The organism is Spirulina sp. LEGE 11439 (genome assembly GCF_059821285.1).
Genome location: NZ_JCAMRX010000029.1, coordinates 22,256 through 41,654 on the forward strand (window position 1 = coordinate 22,256; position 19,399 = coordinate 41,654).

Below are 19,399 nucleotides of genomic sequence, written 5' to 3' on the forward strand. Positions count from 1 at the left end.
TTCTTGACGCGATGAACGCAACTAAACATTTTATTATACTTGGCTTTGTCTTTCCTATTCTGGCCGGATGTAGTGCACTACCTTTCCTGCAAACTGCAACCCCCAATAACGCGACGGAAGAAACGCGATCGCAAACCTTTAATTTTACCTACGACGAATACGCCGACGTTCTTAAAACCTATGTTGATGAAAATGGCTTTGTCGATTATCAAGAATTACAACTCAATCGTCAAAAATTAGATCGCTTTAATCAATCTTTCGCATTAGTTTCCCAAGAAACTTTTGCGTCTTGGAACGAAAAAGAACAGATTGCCTTTTGGGTTAATGCTTATAATTCTTTTACCTTACAATCAATTATCGATCAAGATCCCTTAAAAGGAAGTATTAAAGATATTTTGGGTGTTTGGAAAGTTCGCCGTTTTAAAATTATCGAAGATTCCAAAACTCTAGATAATATCGAACATAAAACTTTACGTCCTAATTATAACGAACCCCGAGTTCATGCGATTATTAATTGTGCTTCAATTAGTTGCCCTATTCTTGGCAATGAACCCTATACAGGAGAAAATTTAGAAGAACAGTTAGAAGCAAAAACAAAAAACTGGATTTCCAGTCCCCACGGTCTCCAAATCGATCGCAAGAATAATAAAGTTTCTCTTTCTGCTATTTTTGATTGGTTTGGCAGTGATTGGGAAAAAGATTATGCGATTGAAGAAGGTCAATTTGCGGGGAATGCCAAACAACGCGCGACTTTAAATTTTATCAGCCAATATGTTAGTGAGGAAGATCGCGAATACTTAGAAGCGGGAGGATACGAACTTCGCTATCTCGATTATGATTGGAATTTAAATATTCAAGAATAATAATAAAGGCGATCGCAAAAGATCGCCTTAACTCTGTGATAATTTCTAATGAGAAATTTTAAGTTGTTTAAAGTTGTCTGCCGATCGCGGGTTCTCTGCCAGCCAGCAAGCGTTCGATATTGCTGCGATGACGTAAAACCACGTAAAATCCTGCTAGGGCAGCAAACAGACAATAAGGCAAGGGTTGATGCAATAAAACCATCAAAAGATTAACGGCAATTGCCCCGGAAATCGAACCCAAAGAAACAATCTGTCGGACGGCTAAAACCAAGCCAAAAACGGCTAAAGTTCCCAAGGCAATCCAAGGATTCATCACGAATAAAACCCCTAAACTGGTGGCTACGGACTTACCGCCTTTAAATTGCAACCAAACCGATTTACTATGGCCGAGAATCGCTAAAATTCCTGCTAAAGTTATCAGCCAAGGTTGCCAACTGAAAGGGAGAATCTCGCTACCGGTTATCCCATAAAACCCACGGACTAAAAGCAAGGCGATCGCGCCCTTGAGAATATCGATCGCCAGTACTGCGATCGCGGCTTCTTTCCCCACAGTTCGCAATACATTTGTTGCCCCTGTAGAGCCAGAACCGTATTGCCGAATATCAAACCCTTTGAGAGATTTCGCCACTAAATATCCTGTCGGTAGCGATCCCAACAAATAAGCGACCAATACAAAAAATCCGCATATCGTCCAAGACATTAAAAAACTCCCCAATTCACAAAAAATGGTGTTAATTCAGTTTTATCCGACGGTTTTGAGTTAGCACAGTTTTGAGTTAGCAAACCGGCCAACAACATCGGAATTAATATTTTGAGGTTTATTAAAAGCTCGAAATCTTCAACTTTGCCTCTTGAAGATGAATTGAGAGGATCGGGAGAGAATCGAGAGAAAGCACAGAAAACCAGTCATTCACAAGGCAACACGACAAGACCGAGGTAGCGATCTTTCTTCTCCAAGTTTGAGGTGAAGTGTGATGAGGAATTGCGAATTTAATTTAATTCTATGCGCGATCGATTGCTATCGTATCACTGAATTTAACATTAATACACATAGCTAGAAATTTGCGTGGGATCGGGGGCAAATGCCAACCAGAGAGGGAATTGCAACAGGGACAAATTTACTAGATCTTCTGTTTCATCCATGATAATGATGGGGAGTTGCTTTTCCTCAACAAAGCGATCGGCCTTCTGCACGAGAGCTTCGGGGGACTCAAATAAACTAATCCCTCGTTTCGGTCCGAAATCGCCGCGAGAGATACCCAGACAGTCTTGTAAGCCCCTGCGCCATTCTCCCAAGCGTTCGGGAGTATTGGCTAAAACTAGAACTCGCAAGCGATCGTCATAGAGGTTTCGCAGGACGGAAATTGCGGCGGAGGCAATGAGGATATTTTGCAAGCGACTACCCATCGATCGCACGGTTCCCCGTCCTCCCTGTTTGAAAAACCACTGCTGTACTCGTTCGGCGTGAATGGGTTCAAATGTTCGTCGCAGCTGCCACGGCGGCCCGTAATAATCCGGGCGAGTGCGATAGCGATCGAGGATGCTGCTTACCTGTTTTTGCTGTTCTTTAAAGCCTTGTTTGGCAAATTTAGGACTGAGGGCTTCTTCGGATGCCGATCGCTCTCCTCGTGACGATCGCCCTTCTCGTCGTCCTGATTCTCGGGGCGGGCGAGATTCTGGCAAGTCCAATTGTTCGGCAGTTGTGGCAAGCTCTTGGAGGCTCCCCACGAGATAATTTTTGAAACTCTGAACGCGAATGGCAATATCTTGGGAGACTCCCGAAAAACTTTGGCTCAGTTCTTCTCGCACGCGATCGCGCCGTTTTTCTAGTTTTGCCAGCTCCTTTTGCAGGATATCGCGCCGTCCCTCTAGTTCTTGTGTTCCACTAAGAATCATGCGAGCGATCGCCTCTTGCACGGCGATCGTTTCTGAAGCAATTAAATGTTCTCGCTGAGTTTCTAGGGCGCTCACTTCGGCTTCTAATTCTGCCTTACGCCGTTCGAGTTCGGCAATACTGGTTTGCAGTGTCTCTTTTTCTCGGACGTTCTCCTCATTTTCTACATTAGGCGGAGTTAATTCTTCTGGGATACTCTCCAGAGAAGCTAATTCTTCCGGAGACTCGACTCCCTCAATACTCGCTAATCCTTCTGACTGGGTTTTTGAGGAGGAAGAGGCAAGATCGGGTAAAGATTCTTCTGAAGGGGATTCCGGTTCGGAAATTTCTGACTCGGAGGAATCCAAATTAACAGCCTGCGACGAGGGCGGTGAACTTTCAGAAGAAGCCCCCAAAGTTTTTAATTCGGGGAGGGGTTGTCGTTTCTCTTCCTCGGAGGGATTTTCAGCCGGCCAGTTGCTAGATTCTTCTGGAATAGAATTTTCGTCTGAGTTCATCAATTAATGCGAGGTAACGGGTCTAAGCAGGTTTTCAGAGCTTGAGGATCGAATAGAACGGGTAGAAAATGAATGCTTTTCACTTCTTTAAAATAAAACAAAATGGGAATCGGCTGCCAATAGACTCGCCAATTTTGCCAATCTTGGTAGGGAAAATGACGCAGTATCTTTTCCCCTCGATAGACATCTAGGGCAGTTTCGGTAAAGCGCAAGCGCAGGGTTGCCGCTTGGAAGAGCAGAAATAAACCAAAAAGAGCGATCGCTCCTCCCACCCAAGGCAATAATAAAATCAAAGGAGGCGACCAAATGAGAATCAACAACGGTAAAGTATAGCTGGGAGCGAGTTCAATTGTTCTAGGATTGGTTGCCGAACTTGGATTAACAGCTGTCATAATTGATTGGAATTATTAGTAATTTCTGGCATTGAGCGGAGTCGAAATGTTCATTGAAATTGTTAATTGAAAAAGCCTTCGACTGGATTTGAACCGGCGACCTTCCATTACGAGTGTAAGGGACACCGATCCAAATCTAGCATTGTCGAGGGCTTTCAGCTAATCAAGTAAAAAATATTCCCCCAATAAAAAGATAATTGGGAGAATTCTGGGAGAACAATAAATAATTCATTTGCTCTACAAACAATACCTCGGTATTAGAGCAAAATGTATTCAACAAAAGACAAAACTAAAAATTTACTGCTAATGGACGCGAATTGATAGAAGTAAAATTGCATAGATTCCCGCCCCCATTGTAAAAGAAGGAAAACAACTCTCTTTTGTATCTGGAAGTTCTTCTTTCAAAACATTTAAGATTAATCCTCCAGCCAATAATCCCCAGAGGACGGCAAGAAATGCTTCGGGTAAATGAAAGGAAATTCCGATCGTCCAACCTGCAATTAAAGCACCCGCTAATATCCAGCGACCAAGGCGATCGTAAGGCTTTTTGTGATGTTCTCGCAAACTGCGATCGTTGATCAAAAAGTGTAAAGCCAATGCAACAAAGAGTAAACTGGCAGGGATTAATCCTTTTTCTTCGGTATTGCTAAAAAGCTCGCCAATGAGAGCATTATAGATAGAAAATGCACCGATATGTACCCAAAAAATACCTTGGCTGGTGCAATCTTCTCCCGATACTTCGAGATTCGATTTTCGCGATTGATTGGCCAATAATTCTAATCCGTAAAAGATCCCCAAGCCAACTAAGGCTAAAAGATAAGCATGGTTTTCCAAAAAGCCAAGCCACATTAAGCCAGATTCTTCAATTTCTTCTTGGGCGATACTTAATTCGGGTAAAATATCCAGAAAAACATAGGAGATCGAAACACCAGCCCCCAATGAGATCCAACGAAATTCCGGAATAACTTTATTTAACCATTCCATTTTACCCACATAAATATTAATCAGAGCGAGAACAATGGGAAAAACAACAGCAAGTATTGGTAAAATTGGATTGGATGAGTGCATCATACCTCCATGAGCATCGTGGGATTCAACTAATAAATAGAGTGGGAACATTGTTTGAGTTACTCCTAAACTAGATTATAATTCAATTAAACGCAAGGCATGACCGTCCGAATCGCGAATGATGAATCCTTTGTTAAATCCCAACGTATTATTTGGAAGTTGGACAATACCGGGAGATATCAGATCGGAATGATTCTTTTGCAATTGTTGTAATGCAGTTTCTATCCGATCGGTGACTAGAGTCGTTTGCCAATACCAAAGATCGTTCGATCGCGAATCTATCGGCATCGGCAAACCCGTTCTCGGGGTTAAATATTCGAGAAATTCAATGCCAATACCTTCTCTTGCTTTGAGGCTGCTAATTCGCAATCTTGCCCCAAAAACTTGATTGAGATGCTCTTGTTCTATCCCATAGTTTTCGCTTTCTCCGACTATGTTTAAACCTAAAATATCGCGATAAAACGCAAAACTTTGATTGCTATCGGCAACGGCGATCGCAGTATGATCGATGCCTAGAAATAAGTCTTGTTTATTTTCCTGCCATTTGGGATCGCCTTTACTGGAGGGAAAATAAATAATTTCTAAATTGTGTCCGTCAGGATCTTGAAAATAAAAGGCTTCGATCCCAGCCGCATTTTTATTCCAATCTGGCAAGCGTTGCGGTGCGGTAGAAACGTGCCGAATTTTATGACTTCGCAAACGATCGTAAGCTTTTTTCATATCGCTGACGACAATGGCAATATGTTGAAAAATGCGATCGTTGCTTTTGGCCTCGACGGGAATAGGTCTGCCTCGGGGGGTTAAATATTCTGTGAGTTCGAGAATTTCATTCCCTAATTTGAGTTGAGCAACTCGCATTCGCAAGCCAAATAATCCTTGCAACTGTTCGTATTCTGTTCCCCAAACTTCAACTTCTGAAATTTTCTGAAAACCTAACACGGTTTGATAGAATTCTAGGGTGCGATCGAGATCGCTAACTGTTATTCCGACAGAACTAACTGTCTTGATGAGAGAGGACATCATTGCTCCATAATATCGGATAATTTTCTTGAATTGAGTCTTTGCGTCGCAAATGCAGAGTTACGATAAGAGGAATATTCGTGGGAATTATTTAATCTGCGATCGAGTAAGAACAATTCACCCGATCGCAAAAACTTACTTCATTCTTTCTAACAAATGGTCGCCGACTCGCAGCGCATTGGCAACAATCGTTAAAGTTGGATTGACTGCACCGCTAGAAAGGAAGAAGCTACCATCCACAACATATAAATTATCGATGTCGTGGGTTTGACAATTCAAATTCAAAACTGATGTTGTCGGGTCTTCACCAAAGCGCATTGTTCCTACTTGATGGCACAACCCTTCTTTGGGAAGTTTAGAGTTAAAATAATTAGGATCGGGAGTAGAATAAGGACAGTGGGGCATAATATGCAAACCACAATCAATCGATTTGAGGATTTCTGTCCAACGTTGTTCGAGGCGATCGTAGCATTCGCTATTGTTCTCTTCGTATTGAATTAAAATCTTTTCTCCATCGACTAAAACGCGATTATTTGGATCGGCTAAATCTTCCGTTGTCAACCACCAATCGACGGAATGCGTGGCAACATATTCAATGTCGAGGGGTGCAAACAGATCTTCTGCACCCATGAGCATTTCTTTATTAACTTTTCCGAGAGTTTGAATTTGTCCGAGCGGGTAATCGTAACCGTCTTCTCCCCAGTAAAAATCATTGATAGCCAGAGTTTTTTGAAATGCCGTAGGATTCGGCTTATCAGTGACACCAATAATCGATCCTAAGACGTGTTTCATTAAATTTCGTCCCACGAGATCGGAACTATTTGCTAAGCCGGTAGGATGCTTCTCATTGGCAGATTTTAGCAATAAAACAGAGGAGTTCACCGCACCGCAAGCTACGGCAACAATATCGCCGACAAAAGTTTGCGATATTCCATCAATAATGGCTTCAACTCCCGTAATTTCTCGCCCTGAATTATTGGTATGAAGTTTAACAACTTTTGCTTCAGTAATCAGGGTGACATTATTATGTTGCATTGCCGGACGAATGCCGTCCATTTCCGAGTCAGCTTTTGCTTGTACCAAACAAGGATAACCGTCGCAAGTTTCGCACCGAATACACTCGCTCAAATAGCGTTGCGCTTCGTTTAATTTAATCCCAACTGGCGTATAATAAGGATTCAATCCTTGCTCTTTTAAAGCCTCGTGAACTTCCTGCATTCGCGGTTCGTGACTAACGGCTGGAAAAGGAAATTCTGCGCTGCGAGGGGGTTCATTGGGATCCATTCCCATTTGTCCGTGAACTTGGTAGAGTTTTTCGGCTGCAGTATAGTAAGGTTCAAAGTCGTTATATTTCAGCGGCCATTCTGGAGAAATCCCATCTTTGTGTTGATATTCTTGAAAATCTTTTTCCCGCAAGCGATATAATGCTGCACCATAAACTTTAGTATTTCCACCGACAAAATAACTCATGCCGGGGTTGAGTTCTTCCCCTTCAGGGGTGTACCATTTTTCAGCATTGTGATAGCGATCGCTAGTAAAAACCGTTTTCGTATCCCAATTTTCTTTTTCTCTCGGCAAAAATGGACCGCGTTCCAAAATCAGGATTTTCTTGCCACTGGGTGCTAGTTTATAGGCGAGAGTTCCACCGCCTGCACCGGTACCAATGATGATAATATCATAACGTTCGCTCATGGTATTTTCCTCTTTTGTTGTTAGTTATTGGTGATTTGTTATTGGCTATCAAGCCTTCCTTTGTTCATCAAACAATTTCCTGTTTCGGTTTAATGCAGCGCGTGGGAGTCTCTTTGCAATATTTGACGCAAATGTTTTTTAAGCGCCTGCAACTGAGGTAAAGGTAAAGTTCTGCACCGAGCAACATTCCTAAAGGTGGGGCGAGAAAATATACCCAAATATCCGTCCAAATGCCTGCGGAAAATGCAGAAGCGAAGGTTCTTGCTGGGTTAATACTCATCCCTGTAATCGGAGCCGCGACAACAATATAAATGGCAACGAGAATACCGACAAAAATCCCCACTTGCGAGTAAAATCTCGGGGTATTCATCAAAAATAGAACCATGACTATTAAACCAAAAGATAAGCCAAGTTCTACAATGAATGCGAGGGGCCAGCCGAAATTGTTAGGAATTGTAACAGTATATTGAATGGGAGGATTAGTGTAGAATTCTCCCAAGATTGGAGAGATAAGAAGCACTCCTGATGTTCCGCCAATAAATTGCGCGATCGCATAAAAAATCGCGTCTTTTGCTGTCATTTTTCGCAGGCGAAATAAAGTGAGGGAAAAGGCTGGATTGGTATGGGCTCCCGATTTTTTTCCCCAAGGCGAATAAATGATGCCAATGAGGGTCAAACAAATGCAAATGCCCATGCAAATTCGGCGCAAGAGAGGGGAGGCGATCGCTTCATGTATGGGAGATGCAGGCGATTCGAGAATGGTGGCATAAATTCCGATGCAAACCATCAAAAAACCCAGGGCGATCGCTTCAATGAGATATTCTTGCCAGTGTTCGAGTTTCATCATCGATCGTGCCTCCTTATTATAGCATTAAAAGCGGGATTTTCAAGGCAAAATTACTCTTAATAATCGGTTTTTTCGCCTGATTGAGAAGCAGCCATGAAATTAGAGAGTTTGTACAGCAATCTCGCGCCAACATTACCATCCCATTGGTCATTTCCGGGAGCAACTTCGCAGAGATCGCAACCAATAATTGTTTTACCTGCTTTGACAACTTCTCGCAGTAAATAAATGGCTTCATTAAATTGCAATCCTCCCGGGACTGGCGTTCCTGTATGCGGGCAAAATTCTGGACTCAAACCATCAATATCAAAACTAATATAAACGCGATCGGGGAGTTGCCGCACAATTTCTTGACATTGTTCTGCCCAAGTAATACCAGAAAAAGCATTGTTCTTGAGTTGCCAATCATCAAAAGTGACGATTCTTTTCTCCTTTTGAATGAGTTCGATTTCTGCTTGACAAACATCGCGAATACCCACTTGAACTAAGCGGGAAATTGCAGGAATTTGTAAGACATGATACATAATTGCAGCATGAGAATAAATAAAGCCTTCATACCCGTTTCTCAGATCGGCATGAGCGTCAATTTGCAGGATGCCATAACTGGGATATTGTTCTGCTAAGGCTTTCATATATCCCAAAGGCACACTGTGATCGCCTCCGACTAATGCGATCGCTTTATTGTCTGCGAGTAATGCTTTAGTGTTTTGGTATACCCAGTCATTTAATTCAACGCTTGCTTGATTAATAATTTGTAACTTTCGTACTATGAGATTGTCATTTGGATCGCCTCCTTTTTCAAGATGTTGAATCACTTTTTTAGCTTGCGATCGCATTTCCCTATTTTTCTGCTGAATTTCCTCAGAAATAGGAATAGTGCTGCGAGGGATGCGCCAAATGTCGGGAAAATCAAAATCATGCCATTCGATTTGATAAGAAGCATCTAAAATGGCTTGCGGTCCTTCTGCTGTCCCTTCTCCATAGGAGGTCGTAACATCCCAAGGAACGGGAAAATAAATAATGTTTGCTTCTTCCAAGTTTGAAGAAAGTCCGAAAAAATGGCCATTGAACACACTAATATTATTCGGATCGATATACATGAGAAAAAAGGGATTGAGAGGTGTAAATTAATTAGGAGAGATCGTCAATCTCTTCTAAAATTTCAATCAGTTTTTGAGCCGATCGCAATAATGCGGATTTGCCCGATATACCTACAATCAATTCTTTATCGACTTCATAGGCTTCACGAAAATTTTCAGGCATTAGATAACGATAATCGAGAGTTAATTCTTCTCCGATTTCAATATCTCGTACTGCCAATAAGACTCCACAATGAGAGAAAAGATTAGGTAAATTAGAATGATTAATATAATCATCTGGTGTTTTTTCTTCGTAGCCACCAATATAATAATGGCCAATCAACCGAACAAATGAATGTTGATATTCTATACTGGCATTTTCATGTTCTTCTAGATACAGTTTTTCCTCAATAATACGATCTGTTGGATTTTCGCAGGTAAAAATGCAAACAATTTTACCTTTGGGCAAAAACTCTAAAGTAAATAAACCTTCTCCAGCAATTGACGATTCTTTAACTTTTGTACGAATACACAACATAATGTTAATATATGAGTTGGTTACATTAAAATTCTATTTTTTGGACAGATTAAAATCAAGAATAATCGTGTTTTATTTTTGCATTAGCAGGTATTTCTATTTGACAGTACTCTTGGGTTTACGAGCGAGTAAAAAGAGAAAATTATTTAGCAAGATCTGCTCATTTTGACGCTCTTTTGAACTAGCTAATAACGAATTAAATCGCCAACTTAAAGCGAGAAAACTTACTGCTAAACCGAGGGTGATTGCCCACCATAAACCAATACCTTTCCAATCAAAAACATAGCCAAAAATATAGCCACCTCCAATACCAATCCCCCAATAAGTTAAGAAGTTGATAATCATAGACCAGTACGTATCTGGTATTCCCAGCAAAGCACCGATCGCAATGATTTGCAGTCCATAAAAAATCAAAGTAATACCACTAATTTTTAGTAAGGGAATGGCAATTTTCAGAACTTCAATATTCTCGATCGCATTGGTATTGAGATAAAGTGCGGCAATTCCCTCGGGGAAAAACCAAAAAATAACTGCAATGAAACTTGTGAAGATTGCTCCTAATGCTAAATCCACTGTAGCAATTCTGCGTGCATTGTCTGGAGTTCCTTCTCCTATTCCTCGAGCGATGCGAATACCGGTGGCGGCAGAAATTCCCCAAGGGACCATCAGACAAGTATCTACAGTCGTCATGGCAATTTCATGGGCGGCCAGAAAATCTATCCCCCACGTCCCCATAAAAAACGCAGCACAAGCAAGCAATCCCCATTCTGCTCCCACTTGTACGCTTAATGGCCAGCCTAACTTGATAATCTCAAAAAATATGGCGCGATCGAAATGATAGAGATCTTGAAAAAACCGATATTCTCGAAAAGTCGAATCAAAGTTTAAATAAAGCACGATAACGATCGCGGAGAGCCAAAAAATCGCCGTACTCCCCCAACCAATTCCCGTCAGACCTAACGCAGGAAATCCCAATTTTCCAAACATCAAAACGAAGTTAACCAGAATATTAACAGGGATTGCAAACACCGTGACTAGCGTAATAAAACGCGGGCGATCGAGGGTGGCTCCGACTTCTTTAAATACGGTTATACTCAAAGCAGCAGGAAATCCCCAAACGATCGCGTGGAGATAATCTGTTACCAAACACACGACGATCGGATCTTGTCCTAAAAATGGCAGCAAGTGAGGAGTAAACCATAACAACAGCATGGCTGGGATTGAGAAAATGCAGGAAACCCATAACCCTTGTCGTGTTAAGTGCGAAACAGAAGTCGAATCTTTTGCTCCATCTGCTTGTGCGATTAGCATTCCGGCAACTTCTATCAATCCCAAACCAATGTGCAGGAAAGTTATAAATAGTACAGCCCCCAAACCTCCAGCAGCAAGGACTTCACTGCCCAATAAACCTGCCATGACTGTATCGATAAAATTAATTGCAGCTTCTGCAAGCTGCGTGATAGCCACAGGAATACTGAGGTGTAGAGAACTTTTGATTTCTTTTAAAAGCACTGAGGGAGATATCGTAAACATCAAATTGAGAAAAAGATTTAATAAGCAAAAGTTTGAGCGAATTTTGAGATTTTTTCACGATAATGTTGCTGGATTTCATTTTTTAAATCGCGATCGACCATTGTCTTCAGTTTGTACGTAAGCAGTCAGTGATTTATTGTTCACGATCGCACTCCTAAATTGTTAACACATTTTTCGATTTTACTCTCAACGAGTAAAACTTAAGCGAGAGACTCCATCACAAATTTAACCAAGAACGGTAAAATCAAAGTTGCATCGGCATGAATTTCGCTAAATTGCCCTTGTGTATCCATTTTTCGCCACGACATTCCCTCAGAATAACTGCATCCTGATAAATGGCCGTAATACATGGGATCGGGACAAATACGACAGCCATAAAATATCTGTTTATCAGGATAATCGGAAACATTTCGTTCGTTCATTGCTTCCAGTAAAGGCGCGGCATTTTGAATGAAATTTCTCGGGACTCCTCCGCCAATTGTAAAAATACCCAGTTTTTTTGCTGTCCCCATTTGTTCGAGTAACAATTGGGTATCGAGTTCTAGATTGATAGAAATTGGCGTGCGTCCTTGCATTTCCCGCTTGCGGTTGTGGATATAAACATCATTAAAAATTTCCGAATCCACAAAAGCGGGAACGAAGACGGGAACTTGTTTTTCGTAAGCAGATTTTAAAATTCCTCGCAATTCGCGATATTCTTTGGCAAGATGCTCGCCAATTACACGATGAAACATAGTTGGACTCATGGGTTTTCCATCGGGATAACGATCGAGAACTTTGCTAATAATCCCTTCTACTTCATCTAAATTACTTTCAGGTTCGAGGGTATCGGTGACACGATTGAGTCTGCGACTTGCCAAGTTTTCATCATCTTCATTGGGGTTGTATTTAAAATGTTTTAACCCGACACTTTCTACTAATCCGTGAGCCATTAAAGCACCCGTGCTACACACTGATTGTACGGCTTCTATATCGATTAAATCGCAAAGAACCAAACCCATTTTAGCAATGGTCATGGCACCGCTTAAGGTGAGAAAAACCATACAATCGCGATCGCGGATCATCGCCAGTAATGTTTGAGCGCCCGAACTCACTTCGACTGCCAGTCCTTCATACTTTGTTAAAGTGGCAATGAAATCGGTAACAGAATTTTTTTGACCGTTTAACCATTCATCTAGGGCTTGAAAAATCACGGGCAGAACAAAATTGGGATCGGAAAAAACAACATTAGGAAAATAGCCATCTGTCGTTTGACCGGGTTTCACCAGACCAAATTGATTGATAAAAATTGCCTCTTTGGGCATGTTGTAAATATTCTCTGCTGCACTTTCGGAATATACCCCGATCGCGATCGCATTTTCTCCGCCAAAAATAGGCTGCGTGTAGTCTCGCGGTGGGACAATTTGAGTCAACCATTTGCGGGCGACCATCTCTTGTAATAGTTTTCCGATCGCACTGTCCGAGTTCCCATCATAAATAGCAATAGGGACTTCATTGCTAACAATCCAATCGTGAATTTTAGCGGTAGTTTCTCCCAGCATCCTTGCGCCAAAAGAGCAATGACTCATGGCTTCCACAATATCGCCAACGGAATGACATTTCTGTAAATCGAGAAGTTGGAGTTCTTTGGCAAAAGAGTCGATAGTAGTCATGCGATCGGAAAATTTTAGTGAGACATTATCGTAGAGTCTACTGGAAGTGCGATCGTTTGACAATCATTGCGGATTTTTGCAATCGTTAAGTTGCGATCGCGCTTCTTGAATTCTCCTCTTAAGATAGGGATAAAAAATGAAAAAAATATTCATCTTTTATCCTCTCTTGTTTAATTTTCGTATTCCCCGGTTTGTTGAATTAACTTGGCAATTAAACCCGTCCATCCGGTTTGATGATTTGCACCGATACCTGCCCCATTATCCCCGTGAAAGTATTCGTTAAAGAGAATTAAATCTTTCCAGTAGGGATCGTTTTGGAACTTTTCCGTCGCACCATAAAGAGGGCGGCGACCCGATTCATTTTGGGTAAAGATGCGAATTAAACGTTCAGACATTTCGAGGGAAACATCCCAAAGCGTCTTCCAGTTGCCGGAACCCGTGGGGCATTCTACTTTAAAATCATCCCCGAGGTAGTGATGGAACTTTTGTAAGGATTCGATCAGCAGATAATTCACAGGCATCCATACGGGACCGCGCCAATTAGAATTCCCGCCAAATAAACCCGTACTGGACTCTGCGGGTTCGTAGTTCACCTGATATTCTTGCCCGTCGGCATGGAAACTATAGGGGTTATCGACATGATAGCGAGATAGGGCGCGAATGCCGTAATCGCCGAAAAATTCGCTTTCATCTAAGAGTTTTTGGACGATGCGGCGAAAGCGATCTTCGGGAACGTAGTTTTCGCGGGTAGCGTAAGTGAGTGCCAACATCCGCCGCGCCCCCGTCCCGATGGTTTCCATGCAGGCAACATTGCGCCGGAGATCTTCGCGGTTGGCAATAAACCACTCTACCCGTTCTTTAAAACCGGGAAGTTTGTCAAGGGTCTCGGCATCAATGGTCATCACCGCATAAAGTGGAATTAAACCCACCATCGATCGCACTTTTAAGCGCACTTGCCGATGGTCGAGTTGCAAAACATCATAGAAGAAACCATCTTCAGGATCCCAAAGTTGAGTTCGTTCGTCGCCGATATGATTCATGGCATCGGCAATATAGAGAAAATGCTCGAAGAATTTCGTAGACATATCCTCATAAACGGGATTCTCTTTGGCCAATTCGAGGGCAATGGTGAGCATATTTAAACAATACATGGCCATCCAACTGGTGCCGTCGGATTGTTCGATATAGCCTCCGGTGGGTAAAGGAGAACTGCGATCGAAAACACCAATATTATCTAATCCTAAAAACCCACCTTCAAACACATTATTGTCTTCTATATCTTTGCGGTTCACCCACCAAGTAAAATTCAATAATAACTTTTGAAAAACCCGTTCGAGAAAAACGCGATCGCCTTTGCCTTTTTTCTTGCGTTCGATTTGGTAAACCCGCCATGTCGCCCAAGCGTGAACGGGGGGATTCACATCGCCAAAATTCCACTCATAAGCGGGAATTTGCCCATTGGGGTGCATATACCATTCCCGCGTCATAATATCGAGTTGGTGCTTGGCAAATTCAGGATCGATGAGGGCAATGGGCAAGCAGTGAAAGGCTAAATCCCATGCTGCAAACCACGGATATTCCCATTTATCCGGCATGGAAATAATATCTTCATTTTCCAAATGCGGCCAAGCACTATTGCGTCCTTTTTGCCGTTGTTCGGGAGGGTTGGGAGTATCGGGATCGCCATTTAACCAGTCCCGGACATTGTAGTTATAAAACTGCTTTGTCCACATCATGCCCGCAAAGGCTTGACGTTGAATATTGCAGCGATCGCTATCCAGATTTTTCGGAGCAATATCGTTATAAAATGTATCGGCTTCTTGCTTGCGGGTCGCAAAAATGCGCTCGAATTCATTGCCAAAAGGTTCGCTAGAATTCACGTTAGCCTTAAGGCGTAAATTAATAACTTTGGTTTGTCCTGCACCAACTTCTAAAACATAGTGAGGAGAAACTTTAGTTCCTGTTTTATTGGGATTAACCGCATCGTTTTGTCCGTGGACGACATAATTATTAATACCATCTTTAACGTAAGGCGTTTGATTGGGCGCATTAAATAAACGCTCGTTATTGGTTTCATTCTCTGTAAACAAAAGTGGGACATCTCCTTGGGAATAAAACCAAGTCTTGCCTAAAACCGAGCGATCGCTTTCCACGCAACTGTAATTGGATGTTGTCGATTTTTGCGTTAAGGTTGGTTTCTGAATATTTTCCCGATCCCAAGCCCATGTGTTGCGGAACCAAAGAGTCGGAAGAAGGTGTAATGTTGCTGCTTCATCGCCGCGATTGCTAACGCTAATTTTGATGAGAATATCTTCGGCATCGGCTTTAACGTATTCGACAAAAACATCAAAATAACGATTATCGTCAAAGATGCCAGTATGCAATAATTCAAATTCCATTCCTCCGCGTTTGTCTTCCCCCATGCGTCGTCTATTTTCGTCGACTAACCAGCCGTAAGGGTATTCGGCTTGAGGGTATTTGTAGAGAAATTTCATATAGGAATGGGTGGGGGTACTGTCCAAATAAAAGTAATATTCTTTGACATCTTCCCCATGATTGCCTTGGCTGCCAGTTAAGCCAAAAATGCGTTCTTTGAGAATAGGATCGTTCCCATTCCACAAGGCGATCGCAAAACACAATTGCTGTTTGTCATCAGAAATACCACCGATGCCATCTTCTCCCCAACGATAGGCGCGAGAACGGGCTTGATCGTGGGTAAAATAGTCCCATGCTTCCCCTGTGGCGCTGTAATCTTCGCGCACCGTACCCCATTGTCTTTCGCTGAGATACGGACCCCATTTTTTCCACGGTGCTTTTTGAGTGCGATCTTCCTCAAGTCGGAGTTCTTCTGAGTTCATGTTATTACTATTAGTTATTGGTTGTTAGTTGTTAATTGCTAATGATTCCCGATTTCTAACTCATCACTCCTTAATTAACTTCAATAGAAACAAATCGCATTTAAGTTTGCAATAAAAAGAGGATAGACAACCCCTCTTTTTGCTTAATAACCGGGATTTACCACAGTCCGGGAACGGCTGGAGTTAGTACGTCAATACTCCGGTTATTGGTGGCTTGAACGGGTCGGGCGTTGACTTGATAAATCGACATAAATTGCGCGATCTGTTCGGCTGAAGCTGTAATGGGCGAGGTCATCACATTCCAGTGCACACCTTCACTACAAGGAGGCGTTGTTAAAGATCCCATGTAATGATAGTAAGTTGTGTCCGAGGGCAACAAATCTTTGACATTAATCGAACCGGCTACTGGACTCGTGCCGGGGGTTGTGGGAATATTTGCCCAAACTTTAGCCAAGTTGAGATTAGCTGCTCCTTCTTCGATGAGAACCCCAATGACAGCTAATTCTCCGGCATCGTTTTGGTGAACGAGGTGCATTTCCATAGCTGAGGCTTTGCCATTCACAGTATGTTCGCTAGGGGTATGGAAGTGGAATTGCAGTAACTTATAGCGTTCTCCGCCGATGGTGGCATAACTGCCCGGGATATAATTCACTTGCACGGCGTGGCCGTTGTTGGTCACGGCGAGAGGGGTCGATTCGTAGCTAGTGGCGATCGCGCTTGCTTTGGTTCCGTTTCCTTGACGGACGAGATCGATGGGAGATTGCGCTTGACCGCGAGAGCAAGTGGCGTATTCTGGCGAGAGTTCTCCCCAGCGAGTGGGATTGCCTGCACCACCGTAAGTCCAATGGGGTTTTCCTTCCTCGGAAACAGTTTTCACAGCTAAGGGCAGGGTGGCCAAAATGGCCGCGATCGGCAGAGCAAAGAATGCTTTTTTCACTGACTTTTTCATGAATTTTCTTGTGAATTGTGTTAGATGTTTTACTAATATGGCAATCCCTCGATCGAGGACTCCCAAAAGTTAAACAAATTTAAGAATCCCAAGCGAGAATTCAGGAAAAATGCTCTCTTCCGTATTTAAGGGTTTTCGCTAGCCAGAGTAATTCCTGTAGGAATCGGTCGAAGCGATGGCTATAAGTTGCCGTTGCTTCCTCTGTCATCCGTCCGGATTCATCGAAAAGTGTGGCAACATTGCTCACATTAAAATCTGCAACTGTCGCGGCTAAACCAAATGCTTTAAAGGAGGACAGGAGGGAGTCCACTGCTCGGATGCCCCCAAAGCCACCGGCTGAGACCGAACAAACCCCAACGGCTTTATGCAGGTATTCTTTATAGTTGAGGTCGAGAACGTGCTTGAGCATCCCCGGATAACCGTGATTGTATTCGGGAACGACGAGGATGTAAGCATCGGCACGGGCTGCAGTTTCCGCAAAACTCGGTATTTTGGCATTGGGTCCCGCATCGTTGAGGGGAATGGGCAGGGCGCGAATATCGATGAGTTCGGTGGTAACGCCCTCGGTTTGGCGAACTCGTTCTACCACAAATTTAGCCACGGGTTCGCTCATTCGTCCTTGACGCACCGTTCCCAAAATAACGGGAATAAATAAATTGCTCATGGGTCGGTAATGGGTAATTACAAATCGAATCAGCCTCCGGATTCAAAACCGGGGTAGAGGGTCATGCCGCCGTCTACGAAGAGGGTCGCACCCTGAACGTAGTCGGAATCGTCGGAAGCAAGCCACACTGCTGCTTTACCGATATCTTCGGGAACGCCGATGCGCTTGTAGGGGATGAGGGTCATGAGGGATTCGAGGGCTTCGGGGGTCTCCCATGCTTCTTTGTTGATGGGGGTTTGAATCGCACCGGGAGCAATGCTATTGATGCGAATTTTTTGGGGTGCAAGTTCTTGAGCCATGCTTTTCATTAACAGGCTGACACCGCCTTTAGAAGCGGCATAGTTGCAATGACCCGCCCAAGGAATCACCTCGTGAACGGAACTCATGCAGATAATTTTTCCGGCAGCAATGGAGCGATCGGGAACAATACCGCGACGGAGAAATTCTTTAACGGCTTCCCGAGAACAGAGAAATTGCCCGGTTAAGTTAACGCTGATGACTTTATTCCAATCTGCAAGGCTCATGTCTACGAGGTTGAAATCCCGTTGCAAGCCGGCATTGTTGATGAGAATGTCGATGGTTCCGTAGGCTTCGTACATTTTCGCGAACATGGCCAGCACTTGCTCTTCTTGGCTGACATCGGCTTGGATGGCGATCGCTTCTCCACCTTTGGCTTTAATTTCTTCGACGACGGCATCTGCACCCTTGGAACTGCGGGAGTAGTTAACGACGACTTTTGCTCCAGCTTCCGCAACGCACTTAGCAACGGCTGCACCGATGCCGGAACTCGACCCCGTAATGAGGGCGACTTGACCTTCTAAACTTGGCATGATTTTCGGGTTGGTTATGAGTAGTTGATTGTTAGTTGGTCGGTGATGAACTCGATTTTTATGATAAGGGCGATTTGCTGACTTGTCTGTAGGGAAAAATTGGTTTTTTGCGAGGCTGTTGGGGCTGCGATCGTAAAAAGTCGTTTTTTCAGGCGATCGCGTTACAAAACTTAAAAATCCTGCTCTTTTTGTAGGGTGAGATGAGATGAAAGAAATCCGGCGATCGCTTAATATTCTCTTCAACAAAATTAATAAGTTTCGCGATGAACTCTTTTCTCAATTATTAAAATAATAGTCTTTCTTTGAGCAAACACTCATTTTTACGATTTCGATTTGTTTGAAAGTTTGTTTGAAAGGAATTCCCTATCTGTTTAAACGATAGGGATAAAATACTTAAACGGCAGAACTCAAGCGATCGCTCATCAGTTCATGTCCTTCTCTTTTTCAGAAAGAATCCAGCGCCTAAGAACCCCAAAGCAAGAATCGTGCTAGGTTCGGGAACGCGCAATGTGTATTCTACTTTCCCTCCTAAAACAATCTCGTCATTTATAGTCCTGTAACCAAAACCCTTGTCCAAAATGGTGAAGTCTTGGATAGGATCGGGAATGGGTGTAGTATTCCACCCTCGCACTTCGTCTACGCGATAAGATAATCCTTGCAACTCGTCATTCAGAAAAAAGACATTGGGGACGGGAGATGTGCGACCGAATATTTCCCCAGATTCGTCATTTTGATTAAAGGTTTCCCCTAAGAAAGAAAACTCGATTTGTAAATTGTCGTTGAGGACATCGAAACGCTCTGAACCCATCTTTGTGAAGTTGGTATTATCAAAGCTAAACCAACCTGCAAACTCATTGTCCGATAACGGACCATGCAAAACCTCGACGGTAAAATCATAGGTGATGGTGGCTGCTTGGGTGGAAGTTGTTCCGATCGCAGTTAAACCGAGAAGGGTAACGGTTGTTGCAATTGCCAGTTTGTAGAGAGTAATCATTGTCAAACACCTCACTGAATCAAGGGCTAGAC

The 19,399-nt window shown here is 43.0% G+C and carries 17 protein-coding genes; 1 reads left to right on the plus strand and 16 read right to left on the minus strand.

Features of this window, described 5'->3' with window-relative positions:
• Positions 1-11 precede the first annotated feature (11 nt).
• Complete coding sequence (locus AC6RV6_RS18330; RefSeq protein ID WP_500242322.1) at positions 12-863, plus strand: DUF547 domain-containing protein; 852 nt, start codon at positions 12-14, stop codon at positions 861-863.
• Between the two features lie 67 nt (positions 864-930).
• Here AC6RV6_RS18330 and plsY read toward each other — a convergent pair whose 3' ends face one another.
• The 16 genes from plsY to AC6RV6_RS18410 all read right to left on the minus strand — a co-directional run bounded on the left by plsY (position 931) and on the right by AC6RV6_RS18410 (position 19,367).
• On the minus strand, positions 931-1,563 hold the full coding sequence (plsY, locus tag AC6RV6_RS18335) for a glycerol-3-phosphate 1-O-acyltransferase PlsY (RefSeq protein WP_500242323.1): 633 nt from the start codon (positions 1,561-1,563) through the stop codon (positions 931-933).
• Positions 1,564-1,904: 341 nt separating this feature from the next.
• Positions 1,905-3,254, minus strand: coding sequence for a DUF3086 domain-containing protein (locus tag AC6RV6_RS18340; protein WP_500242324.1), 1,350 nt, complete (start codon positions 3,252-3,254; stop codon positions 1,905-1,907).
• Entirely contained in the window at positions 3,254-3,646 is a 393-nt protein-coding gene (locus tag AC6RV6_RS18345) for a DUF3119 family protein (RefSeq protein WP_500242325.1), read from the minus strand. Before AC6RV6_RS18345 ends, AC6RV6_RS18340 begins: the two co-directional genes overlap by 1 nt.
• A gap of 303 nt (positions 3,647-3,949) precedes the next feature.
• Positions 3,950-4,765 carry a hypothetical protein gene (locus tag AC6RV6_RS18350; protein WP_500242326.1) on the minus strand — a complete coding sequence of 272 codons (816 nt, stop codon included), beginning with the start codon at positions 4,763-4,765 and terminating at the stop codon, positions 3,950-3,952.
• 24 nt (positions 4,766-4,789) lie between these two features.
• The gene (locus tag AC6RV6_RS18355) at positions 4,790-5,737 is read right to left on the minus strand and encodes a VOC family protein (protein ID WP_500242327.1); all 948 of its coding nucleotides are present in this window, start codon (positions 5,735-5,737) and stop codon (positions 4,790-4,792) included.
• Positions 5,738-5,869: 132 nt separating this feature from the next.
• The gene (locus AC6RV6_RS18360) at positions 5,870-7,426 is read right to left on the minus strand and encodes a GMC oxidoreductase (RefSeq protein ID WP_500242328.1); all 1,557 of its coding nucleotides are present in this window, start codon (positions 7,424-7,426) and stop codon (positions 5,870-5,872) included.
• Between the two features lie 67 nt (positions 7,427-7,493).
• Positions 7,494-8,273 (minus strand): MIP/aquaporin family protein, encoded by a 780-nt coding sequence (locus AC6RV6_RS18365; protein WP_500242329.1) that lies wholly within the window; start codon positions 8,271-8,273, stop codon positions 7,494-7,496.
• Positions 8,274-8,329: 56 nt separating this feature from the next.
• Positions 8,330-9,370: an agmatinase family protein gene (locus tag AC6RV6_RS18370; RefSeq protein ID WP_500242330.1), complete on the minus strand. Its 1,041-nt coding sequence runs from the start codon at positions 9,368-9,370 to the stop codon at positions 8,330-8,332.
• A gap of 31 nt (positions 9,371-9,401) precedes the next feature.
• A complete protein-coding gene (locus AC6RV6_RS18375; RefSeq protein ID WP_500242331.1) occupies positions 9,402-9,887 on the minus strand; it encodes an SET domain-containing protein-lysine N-methyltransferase in 486 nt (161 codons plus the stop codon).
• 96 nt (positions 9,888-9,983) lie between these two features.
• A complete protein-coding gene (locus tag AC6RV6_RS18380; protein ID WP_500242332.1) occupies positions 9,984-11,420 on the minus strand; it encodes an MATE family efflux transporter in 1,437 nt (478 codons plus the stop codon).
• Between the two features lie 200 nt (positions 11,421-11,620).
• A complete protein-coding gene (locus tag AC6RV6_RS18385) occupies positions 11,621-13,072 on the minus strand; it encodes a deoxyhypusine synthase family protein (RefSeq protein ID WP_500242333.1) in 1,452 nt (483 codons plus the stop codon).
• 170 nt (positions 13,073-13,242) lie between these two features.
• Positions 13,243-15,930: an MGH1-like glycoside hydrolase domain-containing protein gene (locus AC6RV6_RS18390; RefSeq protein ID WP_500242334.1), complete on the minus strand. Its 2,688-nt coding sequence runs from the start codon at positions 15,928-15,930 to the stop codon at positions 13,243-13,245.
• Between the two features lie 157 nt (positions 15,931-16,087).
• A complete protein-coding gene (locus AC6RV6_RS18395) occupies positions 16,088-16,879 on the minus strand; it encodes a carbonic anhydrase (RefSeq protein WP_500242335.1) in 792 nt (263 codons plus the stop codon).
• A gap of 100 nt (positions 16,880-16,979) precedes the next feature.
• Positions 16,980-17,543: an NADPH-dependent FMN reductase gene (locus AC6RV6_RS18400; protein WP_500242336.1), complete on the minus strand. Its 564-nt coding sequence runs from the start codon at positions 17,541-17,543 to the stop codon at positions 16,980-16,982.
• Positions 17,544-17,572: 29 nt separating this feature from the next.
• Positions 17,573-18,373, minus strand: a complete 801-nt coding sequence (locus AC6RV6_RS18405) for an SDR family oxidoreductase (protein WP_500242373.1) — start codon at positions 18,371-18,373, stop codon at positions 17,573-17,575.
• 427 nt (positions 18,374-18,800) lie between these two features.
• The gene (locus tag AC6RV6_RS18410) at positions 18,801-19,367 is read right to left on the minus strand and encodes a PEP-CTERM sorting domain-containing protein (protein WP_500242337.1); all 567 of its coding nucleotides are present in this window, start codon (positions 19,365-19,367) and stop codon (positions 18,801-18,803) included.
• Positions 19,368-19,399: the final 32 nt, after the last annotated feature.